Below are 16674 nucleotides of genomic sequence, written 5' to 3' on the forward strand. Positions count from 1 at the left end.
ATGCGTCTGTTCTTTTTTCTTATCTGTTTTTTATCTGGTCTGCTACTGGTACAGAACGCAACCGCTCAACACACACAAATCAAAGGATGGATTAAAGATACACTTGATAAACCAATACCAGGCGCTACCATTCGTTTGGAAAATCTGCATCTAGGCTCTTCTTCTGACGAAAACGGATACTTTCAGTTATCAGATATACCTGCCAACAAGGATCTAGTATTACAAATTCGGTCTATTAATCATCAGGAAAAACGACTTACACTTCAATTACGCTCAGGTGAAATAAGAGAGATAACTATTGTGCTTGAAGCTGCAGTTCAGAAGCTCAATGAAGTAAAGGTTACTACCCGAAATGACCAACGAATGCAGGTTAGTATAGTACAAATCAAACCTCAGGATGTCAAAACATTACCTTCGACTTTCGGAGACTTTAATAAGATTCTGGCAACCCTGCCAGGAGTAGTTAGTAACAACGAACTTTCTTCTACCTATTCAGTGCGTGGTGGAAACTATGATGAAAACCTGATATATGTAAATAATATTGAAGTATACCGCCCCTTTCTTGCCAGGTCAGGCCAGCAGGAAGGCTTAAGCTTTGTCAATCCCGACTTGGTGAAAAGCGTTGAGTTCTCCTCAGGTGGCTGGCAAGCCAAATATGGAGATAAGCTTTCCTCTGTGATGAATGTAGCTTACAATGAACCTACACAAACCAAAGGATCTGTTACACTGGGATTGTTGGGAGGCTCACTACATACAGAAGGTACTGCCTTAAAAGAAAAACTAAGCTATACAGTAGGGGTACGACGCAAACAGTCGCAGTACCTGCTGAACACACTTGAAGTGAAAGGTGAATACTTACCTGCATTTACAGATATACAAGGTTATTTCAGGTATGTCCTAGGAAATAAAAAGACAGATTCTCTTGCTCCCAAATCTGAGATAGGTCTATTACTTTCCTATGGTCGTAATCGCTATCTCACCCGACCTGTAAGCCAAGAAACAACCTTTGGTACATTTTCACAACAACTCAGACTGTATGTAGCCTATGCAGGCCAGGAGTTGCTCAACTATGATCTGGGACAAGGTGGTCTTAAATTTACCCATCGTCCCAGTGATAAGCTAACACTGAATTTTATTGGATCTGCAATGAATACCAGTGAGCGTGAGTTCTATGATACAGAAAGTGCTTATCGGCTGTGTGAAATAGATCTGGATCCTAGTTCTCCAACCTACAAACAATGCATAGGAACTGTTGGAGTAGGCAGTGAATACAAATATGCCCGAAACCAACTCAATGGCAGAATACTATCACTGGAACATCGGGCAACTTATGAAATGAACCCTCGAAATCGCATTGAATGGGGTATACGTTATAACCGGGAATCGTTCACAGATGAACTCAATCAGTATTCCTTTGCTGACTCAGCGGATTATGCTATGTTCCGGGATACTCTTTTTACTCATCTTGCACTATCTTCCAATAGATGGAATGGCTATCTGCAACACTCGTATTCCAAAGACAATCAACACACACTGACCTATGGAGCCCGTATTGGCTACTGGTCTGTAAATAAGCAGTGGCTGGTAAGTCCGTCGATTCAATATGCATTTACACCCAACTGGGTAAGAGAAACAACATTACGATTTGCAGCCGGCATTTACAGGCAACCTCCCTTATACCGGGAGTTACGTGACCAACTGGGACATCTCAATCTGAATCTGAAGGCACAAAGTTCACTCCATCTTATTGCAGGTATGCGACAGACCGTTCAGATGTGGGGACGTGAATTTGTTTTCAACTCTGAACTGTATTATAAAAATCTCTGGGATGCGGTTGCTTATGATGTAGACAATGTCAGATTACGGTATTATGCCAATAATGATACCCGCGCATATGCTGTAGGGGCAGATTTTCGGTTTAGTGGCGAATTCATCAAAGGAGCAGAATCCTGGTTCAGTCTGGGTATTATGCAAACCAAAGAAGATCTGGGTTTTGATCAAACTGGTTATGTGCGTCGTCCAACAGATCAGCGTGTTACGTTGGCTGTATTCTTCCAGGATCATTTGCCAGGCAATCCTTCATGGAGAGTATATCTCAATACCATTGTAGGTACTGGATTACCATTTGGCCCACCTAAAAATCTGAACTATCGTTCAGCTCTTCATGCCCCACCCTATCGCCGACTGGATATTGGATTTTCAAAGATTATTGCTTTTGGCTCAACAAGCAAAGGAATTGGCAAATTTGGAGATTCTATCTGGATAGGAGCAGAATTGCTTAATGCCTTAGGAGCAAGAAATGTCATGTCATACAACTGGGTTACAGATGTCAATGAACGTCAGTATGCAGTACCGAACGCACTTTCAGCCCGTTTCCTTAATTTTCGGGTGATTGTGAGAGTAAAAGATCCTAAAAAATAGAATACTGCTCTTATTTATCAGACAGCCTTGGGATATTTTTGTAACCAATATGATGAGATTAAATACAGACAATAAGCACTTATCAGAATCGACAAAACATGTATTAGCCGTTCTGTAATAGTTTCTGCGCTGTTCGTAAAATTCAAATCCAAGAACTTCCGATGTTCAGAGCTACACCCTTTCTGAATTCCATAGATTAAATCTACAATACTACCAGTGAAAGTAGTTACATATAAAAGTCTATATGGATTAGTCTCTGTATATGTCCGTTCTGAATCCGTGTAACAGTTGGAAAACTCTATAGTTCCGCTTACATTAAATGTACTAATGGTAGGACAACTCCCTACCAATCCCATTAACAGAAGTATCACATGCATTCTTTTTTGAGCATAGATAAGTCCAATCCATATCACTGCATACAACAGAAAAAGAAAAAGTGCAAACTTATACTCCAGTAATCTTTCTATACCTAAACAAAAAAACAGAGAAACTACAAGCATCCATCCTATGAGGATTATCCCACAAAAAAGATAAAAAAGCCTGACTCGATTATTTAGTTTAGCTAGTAAAATGTCGGTCACTATTATCTTATCGTTCATTTTATGCCTCCAATCTAAACTCATACCAATAGAGATCAGGACGAATACAATAAAATGCATTTGGAAGATAAGGCTTTTACCTATAAGTAAAGGATTGGCAAACCGATATACCTCATTACTATCACAACTACTATACTTCTGAAATATCAGGTTCAGTGCACTCACACCATATGGTGCTATCTCTAGCTTCCTGTGATGATCTGTGGAGTTTATTACTCTGGTATCACATCTGATAAAAAAACCAGAGTTTGTTACTTTACTTGTAACAGATGGAAAGCCCAGCCATATACATAAGAATAAAAAGATTTTCTGCTGTTTGTTTATTTGCAGACGCATTAGGAATAAGTATCCCAAAAACAAAATAGCATAGCCACTTACATATATAATCTTTCCCAGATTACCCCAAAGTGCTTCAAGAACAAAACTAACAGTGTTCCAGACTAATAATAAAAACACTATCAATAAACTATAAAGAACAACAGAGACAATAAACCTTATCATTATAAAACATATTTTTCGGAAATTACCAATTTAGGGTTAACTTTAAAAATACAGTTAACTCCTGAGCAATTTCACCATGTTCTGATAATTCCGGATGGCCGCCACAGCCTTTGTTCCGGCTTTTTGTGAAGAAATATTTGTACACCTGCTTATCACCTTTGGAATTCACATAATCGACAACATCAGTCAGATACTTTTGCTGCACAACCGTTAACGCTTCATTAGCCATAGGACTAGTCAGACAGACGATACTTGCCTTCGGATATTTGCTCCGTATAGTACCCAAAAACTTCACATAAGCACTGCAAAAGGCGGTCGAATCCTGAATACCATCATTTTGACCCAGACAAATAATAACTGCATCTGGCGTATAGTTTTTAAAATCCCAGCATTGGCTCGCTGGTTTACTTTATCAAACACCTGTGGCATAACAATATCCATATTACAACAACTGTGGATCAATCCAATACCTGATACAGATGTCAGATGCCATTGTGCATTCAGTTCACTGGCGGTACGTGGACCATACGCCATATATGCATTGTGCAGATCATACCATTGATTTTTATCACAAAGAATTTCAGACACATCACTAACTGTGCCACAGGTAATTGAGTTTCCGATAAATTCCAATTTACGAACTGGCTTTGCAGGAAGAGTCAATACATCTTCACACAACAATCCAACCAATTCCAAATACCCAATGCCTCATTCCGTGCTTTTACAGATTGTGATCGTATGTGTACCCTTTGAGAGATTCTCTGCCACACGAATAATATCTGTTTTTCCTTTCATCTGCAATCATATAGGAGCCTTGTCATCAATCACTATAGCCAGGTAATTATGATTATTGCCCCACAATACTTCATCATTCAAAATAACATGACAAGCGGTTCTCTGAAACCGGGCTTTCCATACACTCCAGCAGCCCAGAACCTCGGCGTTGAAGAATTAGAAAAATCGATTCGTCCTGTGTATTGTATATTGACATTGTCTGCTCTGAAAAATTTCGTTTTGGACTTTTTGGTGTTCTTCTGCGCAATACATATATTCACAAAAACAAGAGAAGCAGAAAATAAAATTCCAATAAAATCAGGTTTGACAAATAGAAATATCGTATAAATACTTTTAAACCAATATTCAATCCAAGCTTAATGAAATTACCGCCAACTATAGAGAATTCATAGAGGATGTTTTTGTATCTGAATAAACTAGTGTCGGAAAGAGATAAAAAAGTGCAACTATGCTTCTGTATATTTTATGGCAGCAAATTTCAATTTAGTGAATATAATTACCAGACCTTTTTCCTAACCAAACAAAACCAATGAAGAAAACAATTTTACTAACCCTATTAAGTGGAGCAATGGCATTTCAAGTGTCAGGCCAGACCTATAAGGGCCATGTTGAAAGCATGGCTGACCAGATTGAACAAAAAGTAGTCAGTTACCGTCGACACTTTCACCAGAATCCCGAATTAAGCAACCGGGAATTTAAAACATCAGAATTTGTTGCTGAAAAATTAAAATCTCTAGGATTAGAAGTAAAAACAGGAGTAGCTAAAACAGGCGTAGTAGCTATTCTGAAAGGGGGAAAACCAGGTCCGGTGGTAGCATTGCGAGCCGATATGGACGGGCTACCTGTACCAGAAAGAGCACCTCTTGAATTTGCTTCAAAAGTAAAGTCAGAGTATAATGGACAGGAAGTACCTGTCATGCACGCCTGCGGACACGATACACATATGGCGATGTTGTTAGGAGCTGCAGAGATCCTGACCAGTATGCGTAAAGACATCAAAGGAACTATTAAATTTATTTTCCAGCCAGCAGAAGAAGGAGCACCACGTGGAGAAGAAGGCGGAGCGAAATTAATGATCAAAGAAGGTGTACTGGAAAACCCTAAAGTGGATGCCATCTTTGGTATTCATATCAATGCGCAAACAGAAGTAGGTAAGATCAAATACCGTCCGGAAGGCACAATGGCAGCTGTAGACATCCTGAATATTACAGTGAAAGGCCGTCAATCACATGGAGCCTATCCCTGGTTGGGTGTTGATCCGATTGTTGTTTCTTCTCAGATTATTATGGGATTACAAACCATTGTGAGCCGTCAGATAGACCTAACCAATCAGGGAGCTGTTGTTACAGTAGGGTCGCTGCATAGTGGAGTACGTAGCAATATCATTCCGGAAGAAGCCAAGATGGAAGGAACTATACGTACGCTAGATGCCAATATGCAGAACTCCATTCATGAACGCATTACCCGAACTGCTACAAATATTGCGGAAAGTGCAGGCGCAACAGCAGTTGTAGATATCCATCGTGAATACCCGATTACATTCAATGACAAAGAACTGACAGAAAAAACAGTTCCAAGTCTGGTTAAAGCAGCTGGTAAAGACAATGTTTCTTTAACCAAAGCAGTAACAGGTGCCGAAGATTTTTCTTTCTTTCAGGAAAAAGTACCAGGTGTTTTCGTCTTTGTCGGAGGAATGCCTAAAGGCAAGAATGTACTGGAAACAGGAGCACACCATACCCCGGATTTCTTTATTGATGAAAGCGGCATGAAAACAGGTGTAAAAGCCTATTGCTTTATGGCACTGGATTATATGGAAGCCAAAAAGTAAAGTAATAATACCCAGTTCAGACTTCAGGCCTGAACTGGGCATCCGACTAATTCATTAAAAACACAAATCCCCAGGATACATTAAATACATTAAGCTTTTGCTTAAATGAAGAATTATCATCCTTAATATTTGCCGTACTAGTTATATAATCAATTCCTATCTTAAACTGGGCTTTATCAGACATTTTTAAACGAATATTTGACCCCATATTCAATCCAAAACTAGCCTGAGATGAAGAGGATGTATAATCTGAGTGGCTCTGATCAGGATAGGTAAGTGTAAAACTTGGGCGTTTGACAAATAAGAATCCACCTACACATTTAAAATCAATGTCAATATAACGAGTAGGGATGGTAATATAAGGTCCGGTCATCAGATACAACGTACGCCATGGTTTTGCATCTGAAATCTTAGGCTTTCCAGAAAAACCACTTACATACATATCGCCATCCAAGGCATTGGTAAAGCGTCCTGCTGTGAGTCCAAAGCCTGCGTTATGGCTTCCAAACACTACGCGTTCCAGCTGCATATTCAGACCAGTTAAAGCAAACCCATCTCTCTGGCTAACGGATTCGCTTAGCCCAAACTTTCCTACACCACGACTAATACCCAGCCCTAAGGAAATATAACTTCTTTTATTGGCTCTTAGGCTATCTTTATGTTGCTGAGCAACAAGTAAATGAATAAATGAACTAGAAACTAATAGTAGTAAAAAGATCTTTTTGCACATAAAAACGTTAAAAATTGAGTGTGTTAGTTGTTAATAAAGCTGTAGAAAACTTATAGCAATTTTGCTGCCATACGGAAATAGTGATTAAAATCATTTTAAAATTCTTTTAAAAAAGAACAGATTTACGAACCTTTGCCCTCCTAACAATTGAAGCATATGTCCACGTATCAGGCAGATATTATACAGGTCCATGACCTTCTGAAAAAATGGCTGCATGGCAGCACAGATGCCAAAGGAAATGAATGGCTAAAACAAAAAATTGTAACTCTGAGTGAACCTGTCACTCTCAAGGATTTTTATCTGGCGTTTGGTCTTGCCCCCCGTATGGTTGGCAGACTACCTTTACAACTCAGTCCGGAAGATTTAAACATAGCACAGCAATTGCGAAAGGGCCTTACCCCTATTCAGTGGACTACAGAACAGGCGGCCCGTATTTTAATCTTACTCATGCTTCCTCACGATAACAAAGAGGAATATATAAAAGCACTGGATCAATTATTTACCACAGCAGAAGTAGGCGAACTTACAGCATTATATCTGGCACTTCCCCTACTCCCTCATCCGGAAGCATTACGTTTTCGGGCATCAGAAGGGGTACGAACCAATATGAGTGTTGTCTTCAATGCTCTAGCTCTGGATAATCCCTATCCTATGGAGTATATGGATGAAGCCGCCTGGAACCAGATGGTACTCAAATCCGTATTCATTGGTAGTCCATTGCATCGCATTCAGGGGTTAGATCAACGTGCCAATGCTACATTAGCCCGTATCCTTCGTGACTTTGTCCATGAACGTTGGGCAGCAGGACGTCCGGTTACACATGAAGTATGGCGAATCATTGCCCCTTTTGTCGATGATGCAGTATTGACAGATGTAGAACATCTGTTTGAAAAAGGAACAGAGACAGAACAGCAGGCAGCTGTTTTGCTTTGTATGCAGGGCAATCATATTTCGGCTAAGTCACTGGCACTATCCAAACGACCGGATCTGGTTGAGCAAATTAAAAACAAAGAACTTACCTGGGATACATTACGCTGATATCAAGCTAACATCTGTAGAAAATTGTAGTATTTATATATCTATCATTATTCAAAAATAACCAAGATGGACACACAGAATCTGATTTTCATAGATCCACATATTCATTGTATTTCACGCATTACAGATGACTACGAGGCCTTGCGTGCCAATGGGGTAGTCGCAGTCATTGAACCAGCATTCTGGCTGGGTCAACCTCGTACAGAGGCTGGCTCTTACAAAGACTATCTGAGTATGCTGGTAGGATGGGAACGGTTTCGGGCAAGTCAGTTTGGAATCAAACATTATTGTACAGTAGGTTTAAACTCCAAAGAAGCTAATAACGAATACCTGGCTGAAGGCGTGATGGAATTATTGCCTCTGTTCGCAACCAAAGAAGGGGTAGTTGGCATTGGAGAAATCGGATATGATGATCAAACACCTCTGGAAGACAAATACTATCGTCTTCAGTTGGAACTGGCTAAAGAACTGGATTTACCAGTACAGATTCACACTCCACACAGAGATAAAAAAGCAGGCACAGGTCGTAGTATGGATGTATGTATCGAGCACGGCATCGATCCATCAAAAGTGATTGTAGACCATAACAATGAAGAAACTGTAAAAGAAGTGTTGGATAGAGGCTTCTGGGCTGCATTCAGTATTTATCCTTCTACCAAAATGGGTAATGAACGTATGGTAGAAATCGTCAAAAAATATGGTTCTGAACACATTATGATCAACAGTGCTGCAGATTGGGGTATTTCAGATCCGTTGGCAGTACCTAAAACAGCAGCATTGATGCTTGAAAGAGGCATTTCGATTGAACAAGTTAAGGATGTAACCTATAACAATGCACTGGCAGCCTTTGGGCAAAGTGGTCAAATGAAAGAAGAGGATTGGTTGCAGGATACAAACATTGATCAACGTGAACGTTTTAACGGAAACTCCGTACTACGTGGTGGTCGTGATCCACGTGTAGAAAAGCTATCTAATAACATTATTAGATAAGCGAAATACACCTTACCATTTGGTTGAAGGATCAATTAAATCTTCAACCAAATGGTAATCCCTCCACCCTACCTCAATCCAGCAATTTCCCCTCAGATAATTCCATTTCATCTTTGAGGTTTACTCCACTGATTTGTTTGATTTTCATTTGATTGAGTAAATAATAGATTTTCTCTGCAGCCAGAGGATAATGTAAGCCAGCAGGTCGGATATTAGAAATACAGTTCCGGCTTTCATCTGTAAGCCCAGGCTTGGGCTGAAAAGTCAGATATGCACCCATACTATCAGGAGAAGAAAGTCCAGGACGTTCTCCAATCAGTATCAACGTCGTTCTTGATTTCTGCAGAAAACCTATTTCATCAGCAATAGCTACCCGTCCCTGTTCTACTATACAGACGGGAGCTAAAGTCCATCCCTTGTCTACTAATACAGGAATCAATAATGACAATACAGGGACTACATGCTGATTAATAGCACAGGCAGAAAGACCATCCGCAATGACGATACTTAAATCATTTTCTGTGGTATTTTGTGCAATTAACTTTTGTTTGGATACAGCTGAAAGTTTTCGTCCCCAATCGGGCCGCTGCAGATATTGCTGCCTGTTTTGTGCCTGACTGGTAAGAAGTATGCCTGGAACAAACTGTTGAAGATCTTCACTCAGTTGTTGTGCATTGAGTGCTGAATAGACAGCATCTCGTGCCTGTGCATGGTCAGCCTGAAAAGCCAGCAGGACATCTGTAGGTAGACTATGTCCTGTGTGCCCCAAAGCAATACGAGCAGTTGTAAACTGACGTAATCCTTTCCAGGAATCAGAGGTAACTGAACTCATTAGTAATGTTTAGAAAGAATTATAGAATAGCTAAGCAGTACCCAATTCGGCCAATAACTGATGTCGATGTGAAATAGTCTGCAGTTGCAACTTCTCATCAAATATATTCATACGAATCAACCAGTCTTCAAATTCCGGAGCAGGTCGTAACCCCAGAAGCTTACGAACATACAATGCATCGTGAAAGGAAGTACTCTGGTAATGCAACATCACATCATCTGCACCCGGCACACCCATAATATAATTGCAACCTGCAGTACCCATTAATGTCAATAATGTATCCATATCATCCTGATCTGCCTCTGCATGATTGGTATAACAAATGTCGATTCCCATAGGCAATCCCAGAAGCTTTCCACAAAAATGATCTTCCAGGCCAGCACGTATAATTTGCTTTCCATCATATAAATACTCAGGTCCAATAAAACCCACTACAGTATTTACCAGCAATGGATTAAAAGCTCTGGCAACAGCATATGCCCGAACCTCACAGGTTTGTTGATCAACCCCATGGTGAGCATTGGCTGACAGACTACTCCCCTGTCCAGTTTCAAAATACATGACATTAGTTCCTACAGTTCCTCTGTTTAACGACAAAGCTGCTTCATACCCTTCCCGAAGCAGTGCCAGATTAACACCAAAAGAAGTGTTGGTTGCCTCTGTTCCTCCAATAGACTGAAAGACCAAATCTACTGGAGCGCCTTTCTCTATCGCCTGAATAGTAGTAGTGATATGACTTAATATACACGATTGCGTTGGAATATCGAACTGCGTTCGGATAGAGTCAATCATTTCCAGCAGTCGAATCACAGTAGGTATATTGTCTGTTGCTGGATTAAGCCCAATTACTGCATCTCCATTACCATATAATAAGCCATCCAGAATGCTGGCTGCAATTCCTTTGTAATCATCTGTGGGGTGGTTAGGCTGTAACCGGGTTGAGAAATGACCTTTTAATCCTATTGTATTCCGAAATTTAGTTATTACCTCACACTTAGCAGATACCGTAATCAAATCCTGCACTCTCATTAATTTTGAAACAGCAGCGACCATCTCAGGAGTAATTCCTGCAGTAAGGTTATTCAGGACATCGGTAGTCACCTGATCAGAAAGTAAATAATTGCGAAACTCCCCTACAGTCAGATGTTTTACAGACGAAAAAGCATTCATATCATGCGAATCCATGATAAGCCGAGTCACTTCGTCTTCTTCATATGGAATCACATGCTCTGTTAGAAAAGTAGGTAAAGGCACATCAGCCAGAGCCATTTGTGCAGCTACACGTTCCTGAGCACTTTCTGCTGCAACTCCTGCCAGATAATCTCCGGATCTTGCTGGTGTTGCTTTAGCCAACAAAGTCTTCAGATCTGGAAAATGATACTTGTAATTATGTATGGTTTGGTGGTAAGACATAACCTAGATCAGACATTTTAATAATTCAATCTATCAAATTCATTGTGGTTTTCCAAATACCGTTACACTTAAAGTCTCCTAATACTGTTCACCAAGTATAGAATTAGTTCACCTAGAAATTCTGACAATTGACACAACTTTTTATGCACATCGCTTTTAACTGATTTCACGAATAAAAAATTGAATGTAAGTTGCATACATGTCATAAAAACACATTACATCAAGAGTACGTTTTTTATTTTTAAGAGTCGTTATCTTCACCGTTTCAAAGTTATGGATTGTCCAAAATGTAAATCAGAAAACTTCATGAAAGATGGCTTTGTAGGAGGCCGCCAGCGTTTTCAATGCAAGACTTGTGGGTATCGTTACACTGTAAAACAGAAATCTACTGCTAAACCAGTTGAAATGAAATTACAAGCTATCAGAATGTATCAGGAAGGACTTGGCATGCGTGCGATTGCTCGTGTATTGCAGGTTAATCATGTCAGTGTACAGAACTGGATTAAGAATTTAGATATGGATATTCTTTCAAGCCCTAGTTTGAAACAAGCTTAACTTACACCTATTTTTTATAGATGAAAACGATGTCCGGAACACCTGCGGGCATCGTTTTTTGTTATACAGGAGTTTCATTTGCACAAAAAATGAATACATACATATGGCAAAGTGCTATAATTTCCAGAACTTTACATTCGAAAAAAATACAGTAATATCCATCTTCTTCATATGTGAAAAAACAACGGGATTTATTGACCTACAGCCTTCTCTGGCGGTTACTTAGCATAGCCATCCTGGCAGAAGGCATATATCTGGTGCTGGATCTAATTTTTAGTCTTCGGTATCGAAATTACCAGATACAATGGTTGTGGAACAGATATCTGTTGTATTTTGTCCTTGCATCCTGTATTATTTTGGGTACCCACTATATCCAGAGACTTTTAAATATCCGTTTCCCCTGGGATAAATCTGTGCGGATTCGTTTTCTGGTCCAATTCTTCAGTTATACACTCTGGGTTCTACTTCTATCTACAGTTATCCGTAATGGAATATTCAAGCGCATAATTTACTCTTCTTCCATGTTTATCAATCTGGACGATGAAATTATTATTAATAGCGTAGCAACCTTCACAGTATTGGCCATTGTATCTCTTGATCTGGGCGTATTCCTTTTAAATAAATGGAGGTATTCTCTGGTACAAATCGAACGATTTAAGAAAGAAAACATTGAGTTTCATCTTGAGATGCTCAAAACTCAGGTTAACCCTCATTTTCTGTTTAATAATCTCAATACACTCTCTTCTCTGATTTATACCAATCAGGATACAGCAGCCGAGTTTGTACGACAACTGGCTAAAGTGTACCGATATGTGTTGGAAAACCGTACAAAAGAACTGGTCACACTTCAGGAAGAACTCAACTTTCTACAATCCTATATCTATCTGATGGATTTGCGATTTGGCAATAATCTTCGCATTCACACCCAATTGCCTGACTCTTTGCATACATATGCCATTGCCCCTCTTACCCTTCAGATGCTTATTGAAAATGCGATTAAACATAATATAGTCTCACAGAAAAAACCGTTTGAAATTCGTATCTTTCAGGAGCAATCCTATCTGATCATACAAAACCCTTTGCAGCTAAAACCAGTAAAGGAATTTTCATCACAAATCGGACTGAAGAATATCCGAAGCAGATACCGCTTTATTACAGACCAGGCAGTCGAAATCATTGACGATGGAATTCATTTCACTGTAAAAATTCCTCTGCTGGAAGGCAACTATAGCTTTACAGAACAACCCGCTATATTATAATCTCTTATAAAAGCGTTATACTACACTAGTGAGTTTGTTTTTATTATGATGCATCAATGTAGCAGATTTGTCTTATTTATAGAACAAATACAGCAAATCCAAGCTACTGTTCAAATTTTCACAAAAGCATTGTAAGTTTGCGACATTTAGCCAGTTATTGATTGTGATGAAAGTATTAATTATTGAAGATGAGCCGCTGGCTCAACAGGAACTGAAACGATTGTTACAACGATGTCAGCCTCAGACAGAGGTGCTTGACTGCCTTGATTCTGTAGAAGATAGTGTAGCATGGCTTCAGCAGGGCATACAACCTGACCTGATATTTATGGATATTCGTCTTTCTGATGGATCTAGCTTTGAAATATTTGACCAGGTAGCGGTATCAGCACCTGTTATTTTTACAACAGCTTATAATGAATATGCTCTACAAGCTTTTAAAGTAAACAGTATTGAATATCTGTTAAAACCCATCGAAGAAAAAGCATTACAAGCTGCATTGGAAAAGCTAAGTAGCTTAAAGAAACATTTTGCAGCAGCCAATACCCAGGTATCGATTCAACAACTGAAACAATTATTAAAAATTGAGAAGCCTGAATACAAAGACCGCTTTGTTATTACGGTTGGAGACAGAATACGGCACATTGCCAGCGATCAGATAGCCTATTTCTTTGCTGACGACAACACTGTATTTCTGGTTACGCTGGATCGAAAGAAATATGTAATTAACTTTACATTGGATGAACTGGAAGCACTGATTGATCCCAAGGAGTTTTATCGTGTCAGCAGAAAATATATGGCACACATTCAGGCTATTGTGGAGGTAAACCGGTATTTCAATAGCCGACTTAAAGTGACACTTACGGCCTGTGATGACGATGAGATCCTGGTGAGCCGGGCGCGTGTTCCCGGGTTTTTGGAATGGATGGGCGAATGATGTGTTTATGCCAAACTATATATCAAAATCACATGGAACGCTGGATTGCAATTAAATTGGTATTACCTATCCGGCACCTGGCTTTCCTATTGCTGATATTACTTTCAGGATGTCATCAGGTTACTATCATAGTAAAAAAGATTCCTCCCAATACACCTCCAGGCTCAGCTATTTTTATATCCGGCAATTTTAATTTCTGGGATCCCGGGGACCGAAATTACGCCTTAACGCTGAATCCAAAAGATAGTACCTATTCTGTTTTATTACCCACAGGTAGTGGGGCAATCGATTATCGATTCACCAGAGGAGACTGGACAACAGTAGAGGCAGACTTATGTGGAAATCCGATAGAAAACCATCACTTACGTTACCAGAAAAGTGACACTATACAGCTAGAAATTCCGAGTTGGAAAGATCTGGGACCTACTCATTGTGATGAAGTAACCTTTATTCTCAACAAAATCCCTCAACAAACACCTCCCGATGCTAAGCTGTATGTAGGAGGAAGTTTCAACAACTGGCAGGCAGCAGATCCACAGTTTCAACTGAAAAGAAACAACAAAGGTCAGTATTACATCCGACTGCACAAATTGCTTACAGGAATTGAATACAAGTTTACACGGGGCAGCTGGGAAGCGGATGAAGTCGATGAAGTGGGTAATTCTATATCTAATCACTCCTTTGTGTTTGGCAAACAGGATACTGTATTGGTTGATATTACAGGTTGGAAAGATCAGTTTTCCTCTGTACAGAATGGCGAATGGATTACATTACTCCTTACCGTACCTAAGACCACACCAGATGGAGACAGAATCTTTGTCGCTGCCAATTTTAACAACTGGAATCCACACGATATGCGTTATGAAATGCGCTGGATCAGAAACTGGACTTATACCATCAATCTACCTCGAAAGCGTAGTCACATCGAATACAAATTTACCCGTGGTGACTGGTCAACTGTAGAAACAGACAAATATGGCAACCCACTGGAAAACAGACGATTTACGTATGGCAATATGGATACTTTACGTTTAGATGTACAGGCTTGGGAAGATCTGGTAAATGATAACTTATAGCATGCTATCCAGCCATGCCCAAGTCGATTACTTTCCAAAGTAACTGATCTTTAATCACTACTTCTTTTTGGGCGACTTTATCTTTAAAGCTCAGTCTTTCTACAAAAAAAGTAAAAACTGACCGCTTGCTGCCATAGTAATCCTGCTCACCATTGTACTGAATAATAATACTGCCAGAAACATCCGTAAGAATTCTTTGGGGCTTAGGTGTATTAGTTATTATGATATCTGTACAAATAGATGACAAATTGCTTTCTCCTTTATTAAATACCTGTAATTCAGCAAACACTCCAGCAGATAGCACCTTATCTGTACTTATACGGATTTGAAAGCAACTGTCCTGATATTCAGATAGTGAGTTTTTCCTCAAAAAATCAGCAATATCTATTTTTAATACATATTGCTGATCAATCAGTTTATAATAGTTCCCAACACAACCAATGGCCTCATCCCCTTTTGTTGTATCCACTCCAGCCAAACAATTTGTATATGGATGTAAATTAGGTGTCTGAAGAGTTTCTTTTGTGCCACAAGAGAAACAACATACTATCAGGCCTGTAATCCAGAAATACGCATTCATGATTAACACATGTTTTTGATTAGAGATCTTTTCGTGTTCCTACTCTTCTTTCCAGAATAACATTCAATCCTCCACTTACTACACCAGCCCCATTGAAACCCATACCTGGAATGTATCGGGTATCTTTTCTGGCGTTATTATAGAAAACCGTTCTTGCCTGAAAAGACATATTCCATTTATCTCCCATAGGTACACGCCACAATATTCCTATCTCCACACCAGGAATGAACGATTGTAGCTCCGGCAAAGTAGTTAATGTAGTATCTCCATAGTATTCGCCTTCCATAAAAAAGGTGGCTTTATCACTATACAAGCTACCTACAGCCTTCACAGACCATACGAATCGGTTACTAATGCGACTTTCAAAACCTGCTTTTAATGAAAAACCGCTGGACCGATATTTCTCATCTGTACGATTAGTCCATGCGATATAGGTATATCCTGGCACAGCACTGAAGAACCATCTGTGTGAGAGCGGGATAGTAAGGGAAGGTTCTATAATCACAGCAGGTCTCAGATACATAGCAGATGTTACCATCTTGGATATATCAATACCTATCTTCACCGAAGAATGCATATCCTGAGCTATTCCGGCTACTGGGAATAAACTTAGGATTGCCAATAAAATACATCTACTTTTTCTTGTAAAGTGTAACAGCATAAATATTCTCTATAGGTCCCCAGTTTGATACATTATCACGATATTCTGCATAACCATATGAAAAAGTAGTACGGCTAGCCCGGTAGTAGTGGGAATCACTTACAACATGTGTGGTATCATTGCTTCCCGAAATAACATAATCTCCAGTAAAGTCAGCACCATATCCGCAGCGACTTTCATCTCCTTTGTATGGCCCGAAATCACGATTATAACACAGAATAAGTGTATCAATAGTGCCATCCATCCCTTCAAAAATATAAGTAACACTATCTGCATGAAGCGATAAGGGCAGATACGCCACTGTATCACTTATTACCACATCACCTTTACCACCCAAACCATAAATTCTTTTAAACTGGGCTGTTCCCTGATAAACATAGGGATCAGCAGGATCTTCAAATCGGACTACTGTTTTCATCACAGGTTCCTCATCTGGGGGACATTCGCTTCGACAATTGAAAA

18 protein-coding genes are annotated in these 16674 nt (G+C 39.6%); 9 read left to right on the forward strand and 9 right to left on the reverse strand.

The features are described 5' to 3' along the window. Positions 1-2421: a TonB-dependent receptor gene (locus tag QNI22_RS05045; RefSeq protein WP_314509536.1), complete on the forward strand. Its 2421-nt coding sequence runs from the start codon at positions 1-3 to the stop codon at positions 2419-2421. Between the two features lie 17 nt (positions 2422-2438). On the opposite strand, the gene QNI22_RS05050 is transcribed toward QNI22_RS05045, so the two are convergent. The 3 genes from QNI22_RS05050 to QNI22_RS05060 form a co-directional block, all read right to left on the reverse strand. Beyond that, the gene (locus tag QNI22_RS05050; protein ID WP_314509537.1) at positions 2439-3521 is read right to left on the reverse strand and encodes a hypothetical protein; all 1083 of its coding nucleotides are present in this window, start codon (positions 3519-3521) and stop codon (positions 2439-2441) included. Between the two features lie 22 nt (positions 3522-3543). Next, complete coding sequence (locus QNI22_RS05055) at positions 3544-3750, reverse strand: hypothetical protein (protein ID WP_314509538.1); 207 nt, start codon at positions 3748-3750, stop codon at positions 3544-3546. Positions 3751-3812: 62 nt separating this feature from the next. Then, a complete protein-coding gene (locus QNI22_RS05060; RefSeq protein WP_314509539.1) occupies positions 3813-4217 on the reverse strand; it encodes an SGNH/GDSL hydrolase family protein in 405 nt (134 codons plus the stop codon). A gap of 147 nt (positions 4218-4364) precedes the next feature. On the opposite strand from QNI22_RS05060, the gene QNI22_RS05065 reads away from it, so the two are divergent. Together QNI22_RS05065 and QNI22_RS05070 are read left to right on the forward strand one after the other, a co-directional pair. Then, positions 4365-4643: a hypothetical protein gene (locus tag QNI22_RS05065; RefSeq protein ID WP_314509540.1), complete on the forward strand. Its 279-nt coding sequence runs from the start codon at positions 4365-4367 to the stop codon at positions 4641-4643. 202 nt (positions 4644-4845) lie between these two features. Next, positions 4846-6144 carry an amidohydrolase gene (locus tag QNI22_RS05070; RefSeq protein WP_419836220.1) on the forward strand — a complete coding sequence of 433 codons (1299 nt, stop codon included), beginning with the start codon at positions 4846-4848 and terminating at the stop codon, positions 6142-6144. 46 nt (positions 6145-6190) lie between these two features. Here QNI22_RS05070 and QNI22_RS05075 read toward each other — a convergent pair whose 3' ends face one another. After that, positions 6191-6874 (reverse strand): hypothetical protein, encoded by a 684-nt coding sequence (locus tag QNI22_RS05075; RefSeq protein WP_314509541.1) that lies wholly within the window; start codon positions 6872-6874, stop codon positions 6191-6193. A gap of 156 nt (positions 6875-7030) precedes the next feature. Between QNI22_RS05075 and QNI22_RS05080 the strand changes: the two genes are divergently transcribed. Next, positions 7031-7912, forward strand: coding sequence for an EboA domain-containing protein (locus tag QNI22_RS05080; protein WP_314509542.1), 882 nt, complete (start codon positions 7031-7033; stop codon positions 7910-7912). Between the two features lie 66 nt (positions 7913-7978). Next, complete coding sequence (locus QNI22_RS05085; protein WP_314509543.1) at positions 7979-8902, forward strand: TatD family hydrolase; 924 nt, start codon at positions 7979-7981, stop codon at positions 8900-8902. 73 nt (positions 8903-8975) lie between these two features. Here QNI22_RS05085 and eutC read toward each other — a convergent pair whose 3' ends face one another. Together eutC and QNI22_RS05095 are read right to left on the reverse strand one after the other, a co-directional pair. Beyond that, positions 8976-9734 (reverse strand): ethanolamine ammonia-lyase subunit EutC, encoded by a 759-nt coding sequence (gene eutC / locus QNI22_RS05090; protein ID WP_314509544.1) that lies wholly within the window; start codon positions 9732-9734, stop codon positions 8976-8978. A gap of 30 nt (positions 9735-9764) precedes the next feature. Further along, a complete protein-coding gene (locus tag QNI22_RS05095; RefSeq protein WP_314509545.1) occupies positions 9765-11147 on the reverse strand; it encodes an ethanolamine ammonia-lyase subunit EutB in 1383 nt (460 codons plus the stop codon). Between the two features lie 273 nt (positions 11148-11420). Between QNI22_RS05095 and QNI22_RS05100 the strand changes: the two genes are divergently transcribed. The 4 genes from QNI22_RS05100 (at position 11421) to QNI22_RS05115 (ending at position 14971) form a co-directional block, all read left to right on the forward strand. Beyond that, a complete protein-coding gene (locus QNI22_RS05100; protein ID WP_314000551.1) occupies positions 11421-11702 on the forward strand; it encodes a transposase-like zinc-binding domain-containing protein in 282 nt (93 codons plus the stop codon). A gap of 173 nt (positions 11703-11875) precedes the next feature. After that, a complete protein-coding gene (locus QNI22_RS05105; protein WP_314509546.1) occupies positions 11876-12961 on the forward strand; it encodes a sensor histidine kinase in 1086 nt (361 codons plus the stop codon). Positions 12962-13127: 166 nt separating this feature from the next. Next, positions 13128-13895 carry a LytR/AlgR family response regulator transcription factor gene (locus QNI22_RS05110; protein WP_314000555.1) on the forward strand — a complete coding sequence of 256 codons (768 nt, stop codon included), beginning with the start codon at positions 13128-13130 and terminating at the stop codon, positions 13893-13895. A gap of 32 nt (positions 13896-13927) precedes the next feature. Then, the gene (locus QNI22_RS05115; RefSeq protein ID WP_314509547.1) at positions 13928-14971 is read left to right on the forward strand and encodes a hypothetical protein; all 1044 of its coding nucleotides are present in this window, start codon (positions 13928-13930) and stop codon (positions 14969-14971) included. Positions 14972-14975: 4 nt separating this feature from the next. Here QNI22_RS05115 and QNI22_RS05120 read toward each other — a convergent pair whose 3' ends face one another. Genes QNI22_RS05120 through QNI22_RS05130 form a run of 3 tightly spaced genes read right to left on the reverse strand, consistent with a single transcriptional unit; the run spans position 14976 to position 16630 of the window. After that, complete coding sequence (locus QNI22_RS05120; protein ID WP_314509548.1) at positions 14976-15551, reverse strand: hypothetical protein; 576 nt, start codon at positions 15549-15551, stop codon at positions 14976-14978. A gap of 19 nt (positions 15552-15570) precedes the next feature. Beyond that, complete coding sequence (locus QNI22_RS05125; protein ID WP_314509549.1) at positions 15571-16173, reverse strand: hypothetical protein; 603 nt, start codon at positions 16171-16173, stop codon at positions 15571-15573. Between the two features lie 10 nt (positions 16174-16183). Beyond that, positions 16184-16630, reverse strand: coding sequence for a hypothetical protein (locus QNI22_RS05130; protein WP_314509550.1), 447 nt, complete (start codon positions 16628-16630; stop codon positions 16184-16186). Positions 16631-16674 lie beyond the last annotated feature (44 nt).

Origin of the sequence: Xanthocytophaga agilis, assembly GCF_030068605.1 — a bacterium.
Taxonomy (GTDB): domain Bacteria; phylum Bacteroidota; class Bacteroidia; order Cytophagales; family 172606-1; genus Xanthocytophaga; species Xanthocytophaga agilis.